We start from the raw sequence: 9,641 nt of genomic DNA, 5'->3' as shown, positions 1-9,641 counted from the left end.
GCCTACCTGATCTACACCTCCGGCTCCACCGGCAAGCCCAAGGGCGTGGTGGTCAGCCACGCTGAAATCGCCATGCATTGCCTGGCTGTGATCGACGCGTTCGGCATGCGCAGCGACGACTGCGAGCTGCACTTCTATTCAATCAACTTCGATGCCGCCACCGAGCGTCTGCTGGTACCGCTGCTCAGCGGCGCACGGGTGGTACTGCGCGCCCAGGGCCAGTGGGGTGCCGAGGACATCTGCGGGCTGATTCGCCAGCAGCAGGTCACGGTGCTGGGCTTCACCCCAAGCTATGGCAGCCAGTTGGCGCAGTGGCTGGCCAGCCACAACGAACACTTGCCGGTACGCCTGTGCATCACCGGCGGCGAAGCGCTGACCGGCGAACACCTGCAACGTATCCGCGCGGCCTTCACGCCTGCGCAGTTCTTCAACGCCTACGGGCCGACCGAAACCGTGGTCATGCCGCTGGCCTGCCTGGCGCGGCCACCCTTGAGGCCGGTGCGGGCAGCGTGCCGATCGGCCGGGTGATCGGTGCCCGCGTGGCGTACATCCTCGATGCCGACCTGGCGCTGTTGCCGCAAGGTTCGATTGGCGAGTTGTATGTCGGTGGCGCGCCTGGCCCAGGGTTACCACGCGCGTCCGGGGCTGAGCGCCGAGCGCTTTGTCGCCGACCCGTTCAGCGCTGGCGGCGGTCGCTTGTACCGTACCGGCGACCTGGTGCGCCAGCGTGCCGATGGGCTGCTCGAGTACATGGGGCGCATCGACCATCAGGTGAAGATTCGCGGCTTCCGTATCGAGCTGGGCGAAATCGAAAACCGCCTGCTCGAACACCCCGCCGTGCGCGCAGCCGTGGTGCTGGCGCTGGACATGCCGGGCGGCAAGCAACTGGCCGCCTACCTGGTGTGCGACCAGGCCGGCGCCGAGGCCCAGGTGCAGGCGCACCTGCGCGACAGCCTCAAGGCGCAGTTGCGGGTCAACCTGCCGGACTACATGGTGCCCGCGCACCTGGTGCTGCTGGCGCAGATGCCGCTGACCGGCAATGGCAAGCTCGACCGCCGGGCACTGCCGCTGCCAGACATGGAGCAAGGGCGCCAGCAGTACGAGGCACCGCGCAGCGAGGTGGAGCAGCAACTGGCCGGGATCTGGTGCGACGTGCTCAACGTCGGGCGGGTCGGCCTGCAGGACAACTTCTTCGAGCTGGGCGGCGACTCGATCCTGTCGATCCAGGTGGTCAGCCGTGCGCGCCAGCTCGGGCTGCACTTCACCGCCCGTGATCTGTTCCAGCAGCAGACCGTGCAGACCCTCGCAACCGTGGTCAGCCGCCTTGCACTGAACGTGATCGAACAAGGCCCGCTGAGCGGCGACGCCGCGCTGACGCCGATCCAGCACTGGTTCTTCGACAGTGAAATCGTGCAACCCCAGCACTGGAACCAGGCGGTGCTGCTGCAACCGGCCGAGCGCCTTGACGGCGCGCAGCTGGAGCAGGCCTTGCAGGCCCTGGTGCTGCACCACGACGTGCTGCGCCTGCGCTTCATTGAAGGCCGCGCCAGCTACGCGCCGGCCGACAGCCGTGATCTGCTGTGGCAGGCCTCGGTCCACGACCTGGGCGATTGCCAGGCCCTGTACAGCGACGTGCAACGCAGCCTCGACCTGGCGCACGGCCCGCTGTTGCGCGCCTTGCTGGTAGAGGACGGGCACGGTGTACAACGCCTGCTGCTGGCGATCCATCACCTGGTGGTCGACGGCGTGTCATGGCGCGTGCTGCTCGAAGACCTGCAGGCGCTCTACCGTGGCCAGACGCTGGCGGCCAAGACCAGTGCCGTGGGCCAGTGGGCCGCGCGCCTGGGCGCCTATGCCGGCAGCGATTCGCTGCGCGACGAACAGGCCTGGTGGCAGACCCAGCTCAACGCCGCCAGCCGCGAGTTGCCGTGCGACCACCCGCAGGGTGCCAACCTGCACCGCCAGGCACACAGCGTGAGCGTGCACCTGGACGCCGTGCAGACCCGCCAGCTGTTGCAGCAAGCCCCCGGCAGCCTACCGCACCCAGGTCAACGACCTGCTGCTGACCGCGCTGGCCCGTGTACTGTGCCGCTGGAGCGGCGACACCTCGGTGCTGGTGCAGCTCGAAGGGCATGGTCGCGAAACCCTGTTCGACGACATCGACCTGAGCCGCAGCGTCGGCTGGTTCACCAGTGCCTACCCGCTGCGCCTGAGCCCGCTGGGCAACGAAGCGGCGGGCGGGCAGGCAGCCTCGATCAAGGCGATCAAGGAGCAATTGCGCGGCGTGCCGCACAAGGGCCTGGGCTACGGCGTGCTGCGCTACCTGGCCGATGAAGCGACTCGCGAAGCCATGGCAGCACTGCCGCAGGCGCGCATCACCTTCAACTACCTGGGGCAGTTCGACCAGCAGTTCGGCAGCGCGGCGCTGTACCAGCCGGTGGACGAACCTGCCGGCCTGGCCCATGACCTGGACGCACCGCTGCCCAACTGGCTGAGCGTCGATGGCCAGGTGTATGGCGGCCAGTTGCAGCTGCGCTGGACCTTCAGCCGCGAGCGCTACAACCGGCAGACCATCGAGGCGCTGGCGCGTGCCTATGTGGACGAGTTGGCCAGCCTGGTTGCGCATTGCCTGGAGGAGGGCAACGGCAGCTTCACCCCGTCGGACTTCCCGCTGGCGCACCTCACCCAGGAACAGGTCGACAGCCTGCCGGTACCGGCGGTGCAGATCGAGGACGTATACCCGCTGACGCCGATGCAGGAGGGCATGCTGCTGCACACGCTGCTCGAACCGGGCACCGGCATCTACTACATGCAGGACCGCTACCGGATCAACAGCGAGATCGATCCGCAGCGTTTCGCCCAGGCCTGGCAGGCCGTGGTGGCGCGGCACGAAGCCCTGCGTGCGTCGTTCTGCTGGAACGCCGGCGAAGCCATGCTGCAGATCATCCACAAGCCCGGCACCACCACGGTCGACTACCTCGACTGGAGCGCCGACCCGCAGCAAGAGCACGAAGCACGCCTGCAGGCCCTGCACAAGCAGGAGCGCGAAGCCGGCTTCGCGCTGCTGCACCAGGCACCGTTCCACCTGCGCCTGATTCGCGTGGGCCAGGCGCAGTACTGGTTCATGATGAGCAACCACCACATCCTGATCGATGCCTGGTGCCGTTCGCTGCTGATGAACGATTTCTTCGAGATCTACGCGGCCCTGGGCGAAGGCCGCGAGGCGCAATTGCCGCTGCCTCCGCGCTATCGCGACTATATAGGCTGGCTGCAGCACCAGAGCCTGGATGAGGCACGCCAGTGGTGGCGGCACAACCTCGAAGGCTTCGAGCGCACCACCTATATCCCGAGCGACCGCCCGCTGCTGCGCGAGCACGCGGGCGAGCATGGCGGCATGCAGGTAGGCGACTGCTATACACGCCTGGCGGTCGAGCAAGGGGCGCGCCTGCGTGAGCTGGCCCAGGCCCATCAGTTGACCGTCAACACCTTCGCCCAGGCGGCCTGGGCACTGGTGCTCAGCCGCTACAGCGGTGAACGCGACGTGGTGTTCGGCGTGACCGTGGCCGGGCGCCCGGTGAGCCTGCCGCAGATGCAGCACACCGTCGGGCTGTTCATCAACAGCATCGCCCTGCGCGTCACCTTGCCTGCGCCGGGCCAGCGCTGTTCGGTGCGCCAGTGGTTGCAAGGCCTGCTCGAACGCAACATGGAGGTGCGCGAATACGAGTACCTGCCGCTGGTGAGCATCCAGGCGTGCAGCGAACTGCCCAACGGCCAGCCGCTGTTCGACAGCCTGTTCGTGTTCGAGAACGCGCCGGTGGAAACGGCCGTGCTGGACCATGCGCAGAGCCTCAACGCCAGCTCCGACTCGGGTCGCACCCACACCAACTTCCCGTTGACGGCGGTGTGCTACCCCGGTGATGACCTGGGCCTGCACCTGTCGTTCGACCAGCGCTACTTCGACACGGCCACCGTCGAGCGCCTGCTGGGCGAGTTCAAGCGCCTGCTGCTGGCACTGATGGACGGCTTGCACGGCGATGTGGCCGAACTGGCGCTGCTGGGCGAGCAGGAGCAACGTTTCCTGCTCGACGACTGCAACCGCAGCCAGCGCGACTACAGCCTGGAGCAGAGTTATGCCGCGCTGTTCGAAGCCCGCGTTGCGGCGCACCCCGAGCGAGTGGTGGCACGCTGCCTGGAACAGCAGTGCAGCTATGCCGAGCTGAACCGCCAGGCCAACCGCCTCGGGCATGCCCTGGTGGCGGCCGGTGTGCAGGTGGACCAGCCGGTGGCGCTGTTGGCCGAGCGAGGGCTCGAATTGCTGGGCATGATCATCGGCAGTTTCAAGGCCGGTGCCGGCTACCTGCCGCTCGACCCCGGCCTGCCGGGCTCGCGCCTGCAACGTATTGTCGAACTCAGCCGCACCCCGGTGATCGTCTGCAGCCAGGCGTGCCTGGCACAGGCGCAGGCCCTGCTCGACACCTTGTCGTGTGCCGAACGGCCACGCCTGCTGGTGTGGGAAACGGTGCAGGGCGCTGGCGTGGCTGACGGCAACCCGGGCATCTACAGTGCCCCGGACAACCTCGCCTACGTGATCTACACCTCCGGCTCCACCGGGCTGCCCAAGGGGGTGATGGTCGAGCAGCGCGGCATGCTCAACAACCAGCTGAGCAAGGTGCCGTACCTGCAACTGGACGAGCACGACGTGATTGCCCAGACCGCCTCGCAGAGCTTCGACATCTCGGTGTGGCAGTTCCTCGCCGCGCCGCTGTTCGGCGCGCAGGTGGCGATCGTGCCGAATGCCATTGCGCATGACCCGCAAGGCCTGCTCGAACATGTCCAGGCCAGCGGCATCACCGTGCTCGAAAGCGTGCCGTCGCTGATCCAGGGCATGCTCGCCAACGAGCGCCAGCACCTGAGCGGCCTGCGCTGGATGCTGCCCACCGGTGAGGCGATGCCGCCGGAGCTGGCCTGGCAGTGGCTGGAGCGTTACCCGCAGATCGGCCTGGTGAATGCCTATGGCCCGGCCGAGTGCTCCGATGACGTGGCGTTCTTCCGCGTCGACGTGGCCTCGACCCGGGGCAGCTACCTGCCGATCGGTACCCCGACCGACAACAACCGCCTGTACCTGTTTGGCGAAGATCAGGAGCTGGTGCCGCTGGGCGCGGTGGGCGAACTGTGTGTCGCCGGTACCGGGGTAGGGCGCGGCTATGTGGCTGACCCGCTGCGCACTGCGCAGGCGTTCATCCCGCACCCGTTCGGTGCACTGGGCGAGCGCCTGTACCGTACCGGCGACCTGGCGCGCCGGCGTGTCGACGGGGTGCTGGAGTACGTGGGGCGCATCGACCACCAGGGAAGATTCGCGGCTACCGCATCGAGCTGGGCGAAATCGAAGCGCGCCTGCACGAGCAGGCCGAGATCCGTGATGCGGCGGTGGGTGTGCAGGAAGGCGCCAATGGCAAGCATCTGGTCGGCTACCTGGTAGCCGCCGAGGCCAGTGCCGATCCGGTGGCCTTGCTCGAACAGGTGCGTCAGCGCCTGCGTGCCGAACTGCCGGAGTACATGGTGCCGCTGCACTGGGCATGGCTGGCCGCGCTGCCACACAACGCCAACGGCAAGCTCGACCGCAAGGCGCTGCCGGCCATCGAGTTCGGCCAGCAGTTGGGGCAGGACTACCTGGCGCCACGCAGCGAACTGGAACAGTCGCTGGTCGCGATCTGGGCCGATGTGCTCAAGCTGGAGCGGGTGGGGGTGCGCGACAACTTCTTCGAGTTGGGCGGGCACTCGTTGCTGGCCACGCAGATCGCCTCGCGGGTACAGAAGGTATTGCAGCTGAATGTGCCGTTGCGGGCGATGTTCGAGTGCAGCACCGTCGAAGAACTGGCTATCTATGTGGAGGGCCTGCAGGCCAACGCGCTGAGCGACGACACAGTCGACCGGCTGAGTGACCTGATGGCGTCGCTGGAGGCGTTCTAGGCAGCCGAGCAAGGCGTTTTGGTTTAGCATCGCCGATTCGTTCATGTGCGCCAGCCTCCCTGGCGCACTGCTGTTCATCTGCACATGGTTGGTATCGATGCGCCTTCTGTCTTCGTTGTTGCGTGGTTCTCCCTGGGGTTCGCTGCTGGGTGTACTGTTGTTGCTGTGCCTGCCAGGGGCGGCCTCGGCCGCCGAGGTCGATGGCGCCGCCATGGGCCTGCTGTGGGCCTTGCCATTCGCCGGCATCCTGCTGAGCATCGCCTTGCTGCCGATGTTTGCCGCTTCGCTGTGGCATGAGCATTTCGGCAAGATCACCCTGGGCTGGACGCTGCTGTTCGTGGTGCCGTTCAGCCTGACCTTTGGTTGGCACGCCAGCCTCGGGCTGGGGGTACACGTGCTGCTGGGCGAGTACCTGCCGTTCATCATCCTGCTGTTTGCGCTGTTTACCATTTCGGGCGGCATTCTGCTGCAAGGCAACCTGCATGGCTCGCCGTGGCTCAATACACGCCTGCTGGCACTGGGTGCGCTGCTGGCGTCGGTGATGGGCACCACCGGTGCGGCGATGCTGCTGATACGCCCGTTGCTGCGCGCCAACGACAACCGCCAGCACACCGCGCACGTGGTGGTGTTCTTCATCTTCCTGGTGGCCAACGTCGGTGGCGGTTTGACCCCGCTGGGTGATCCGCCGCTGTTCCTGGGCTTTCTCAAGGGCGTGAGTTTTGCCTGGACACTGCAGCACATGGCCTTGCCGGTGGTGCTGCTGGCGGTGCCGTTGCTGGGTGTGTTCTACCTCATCGACCGTCATTATTACCGGCGCGAGAGTGAGCTGTTGCCTGAAGACCCGACGCCGGACTCCTCGGTACGGCTGCTGGGCAGGCGCAATTTCGTGCTGCTGGCCGGGGTGGTGCTGGCGGTGTTGATGTCCGGCGTGTGGAAGCCGGGTATTGGCGTCGAGCTGATGGGTACCCACGTCGAGGTGCAGAACCTGTTGCGTGACGGTGTACTGGTGGGGCTGGCGCTGCTGTCGCTATGGCTGACCCCGCAGGCGTTGCGCACGGCCAACGAGTTCGACTGGGGGCCGATCATCGAGGTGGCCAAGCTGTTCGCCGGGATATTCCTGACCATTGCCCCGGTGATCGCCATCCTGCGTGCCGGCAGCGACGGCCCGTTGGCGGCGCTGGTGGCCAGTGTCACTGGGACGGGCGGTGAGCCGATCAACAGCATGTACTTCTGGCTCAGCGGTACCCTGTCGAGCTTCCTCGACAACGCGCCAACCTACCTGCTGTTCTTCAACATGGCGGCCGGGGATGCCCAGGTGCTGATGGAGCGCATGCCGCAGACATTGCTGGCGATCTCCATGGGCTCGGTGTTCATGGGCGCGATGACGTATATCGGCAATGCGCCGAACTTCATGGTCAAGGCCATTGCCGAGCAGCGCGGGGTGAAGATGCCGAGCTTCTTCGGGTACATGGGATGGTCATGTGCGGTGCTGTTGCCGTTGCTTGTGGTGTTGGTGGTGGTGCTGTTGTAGGGCACAGGGCACAGGGCGATCTGAAGCCCCCAACTTCAGCGCTTGCCCAGGATCTTGCCCAGCATCTCCGGCCGCGGCGCACCCTGCTGGGTCTGCAGCTGCTGCTGGTCATCCAGGTAGAAGATGGCCGGGGTGGCCGACAGGCCCAGCTCTTCCATCAACGCCAGGTTGCCATCGAGCTTGGCTTGGACCTCGGCCGGGATCTTCGCCAGCGGTTTGAGCGTGCTGGCCTTGCCGGCGCTTTCATGGGCATGCAGGGCGTGTTTCGGGTCGCTGCTGGCCAGCAGCGCGGCCGATTTGGCCGGGCTGTCCGCGCGGATGATCCCCACCATGATGTGGCGCAACTGCACCTTGCCCGAGTCAACCCAAGGCCGCGCCTGCTGCCAGAACATGTTGCAGTACGGGCAGTTGGGGTCGCTGAACAGGTATACGACACGCGGTGCATCGGCCTTGCCATCGGCAATCCAGGCGGTCTTGTCGAGTTTGCCCCAGACCTCCTTGGCCAGCGGCGCATACACCAGTTTCTCCAGCGGCGCCTCGCTCAGGTCCTGGCCCTGCTCGTTGAACAGGCTGCCCACCAGCACGTGCTTGCCGTCCGGGGTCAGGTACAACGCCACACCCCGGTTCTGGAACTGCGCGGCATAGCCCTGCAGCCCATTGGGCGCGTCGAAGCGACCCACGATCTTGGCGCCCTTGGCTTCGATCTGCTGTACCGCTTTGGGGAGGTCTTCAGCCTGCGCCAGTTGGCTGCCCAGCAGGCCCAGTGCAACGCTGAGGGTGACGATTTTCATGGTGGGGTCCTTGCAGAAACGGAAGTGTCGAGCGCTTCATCGCGGTCGAAGGGTTCGAGGGCGTGGCGCAGGCTGGCGCGCGACAACTCGCCCAGATGGCTGCCCACCAGGCGCCCGTCGGTGTCATAGAACAGGGTGGTAGGCAAGGCCATGGAGCCGACTTGCTGGGCCAGGTGGCCACCGGTGTCGAACAGCACGTGTGACAGATTCAGGCCCGTGGTGGCAAGAAAGTTGGTGACGATCTGCGGGGTCTCTCCCTGGTTGACGAACAGGAACGTGACATGCGGGTAGTCATGCTGGGCCTGTTGCAGCACCGGCATCTCGCGCCGGCACGGCGGGCACCAGGTGGCCCACAGGTTGATTACCAGCGGGCGGCCGCGGTGGGTGTCGAGCGCTACCGAACGGCCCTGGGCATCACGCAATGACAGGCTCGGCAGTTGCGTGCCCCGTTCGTACAGGTGGCTGGCCCAACTGGCCAGCAGCCAGAACAGCGCGCCACTGAACAGCCCCCAGCCCAGCGGGCGGCGCAGGCTGGCCTGACGCCAGCCTGCCCACACCGCCCCGATCAACACGGCACAAAGGCCTGCCCAGGGCATGAAGCCACCATCGCGTATGTCTACGATCTGCAAGGGATCTTCGGCGTACATCGGCCAGTAACGCAGTACGAAGCCCAGCCGAGCACACAGCAGGCCGATCAGGAACAGGCGAAACAGGGTCGACTCGGGGTTGTCGCCGCCGCGCTTGGCCACCCGCCAGCCCACCAGGGTGGCCAGGCCCAGTGCACACAGCAGCAACAGGTGGTCCAGGGCCAGGGTCAGGGGGCCGAGATTGACGGTCAGCATCAGCCTTGGCTCCGAGTGGCGGTCCAGTGCTGCAGGAAGGTGGCGGCATCGACTTCGCCGGTGATGCGTCGGGCCCGTCGTTCATCGCCCTCGGGGCCGATCCACAGCAGGCTTGGCGGGCCGGGTACCTGGTAGCGCTGCAGCAGTTGCGTGCTGGCAGGGCTGTCGGCGGTCACGTCCAGGCGTACCAGGCGCACGCCTTCCAGCGCCGCCAGTACATCGGCACGGGCAAACACCTGCTTTTCCATGACCTTGCACGACACGCACCAGTCGGCATAGTAGTCCACAAACACCCACTGGCCCTGCGCCTTGCTTCGTCCAACTGGGTCTGCAGTTCAGCCGGCGTGCGTACGGTGGTGAAGGCGTCGGCGTGAGTGAGCGCAGTTGCCACGGCCTGGCTGCCGGCAAAGGGCTGCAGTGGCTTGAACGGATCGCTGCCACCGCCGGCGGCGCCGACAATCAGCAGGCTGCCCCACAGGCCGGCCAGCAACGCCGCCGGTTGCAGCG

At 66.5% G+C, this 9,641-nt stretch carries 3 protein-coding genes and 2 pseudogenes; 2 read left to right on the top strand and 3 right to left on the bottom strand.

Going from position 1 to position 9,641, the window contains the following annotated elements; genetic code table 11:
- Together G3436_RS18390 and G3436_RS18385 are read left to right on the top strand one after the other, a co-directional pair.
- Window positions 1-5,970: pseudogene (locus tag G3436_RS18390) on the top strand (amino acid adenylation domain-containing protein); the annotation flags it as partial.
- A gap of 97 nt (window positions 5,971-6,067) precedes the next feature.
- Window positions 6,068-7,501 carry a sodium:proton antiporter gene (locus G3436_RS18385; protein WP_163947772.1) on the top strand — a complete coding sequence of 478 codons (1,434 nt, stop codon included), beginning with the start codon at window positions 6,068-6,070 and terminating at the stop codon, window positions 7,499-7,501.
- A gap of 35 nt (window positions 7,502-7,536) precedes the next feature.
- Here the strand turns inward: G3436_RS18385 and dsbG are convergent, their stop codons facing one another.
- The 3 genes and pseudogenes from dsbG to G3436_RS18370 all read right to left on the bottom strand — a co-directional run.
- On the bottom strand, window positions 7,537-8,292 hold the full coding sequence (gene dsbG, locus G3436_RS18380; protein WP_163947770.1) for a thiol:disulfide interchange protein DsbG: 756 nt from the start codon (window positions 8,290-8,292) through the stop codon (window positions 7,537-7,539).
- Complete coding sequence (locus tag G3436_RS18375; protein WP_163947767.1) at window positions 8,289-9,134, bottom strand: TlpA family protein disulfide reductase; 846 nt, start codon at window positions 9,132-9,134, stop codon at window positions 8,289-8,291. The genes dsbG and G3436_RS18375 overlap by 4 nt, the downstream gene beginning before the upstream one ends.
- Window positions 9,134-9,641, bottom strand: a pseudogene (locus tag G3436_RS18370) (thioredoxin family protein); the annotation flags it as partial. The pseudogene G3436_RS18370 and the gene G3436_RS18375, both read right to left, overlap by 1 nt.

Origin of the sequence: Pseudomonas brassicae, from assembly GCF_010671725.1 — a bacterium.
Lineage (GTDB): Bacteria > Pseudomonadota > Gammaproteobacteria > Pseudomonadales > Pseudomonadaceae > Aquipseudomonas > Aquipseudomonas brassicae.
Note: the sequence above shows the minus strand (reverse complement) of the source record. Positions and strands in the feature narration are given on the sequence as shown.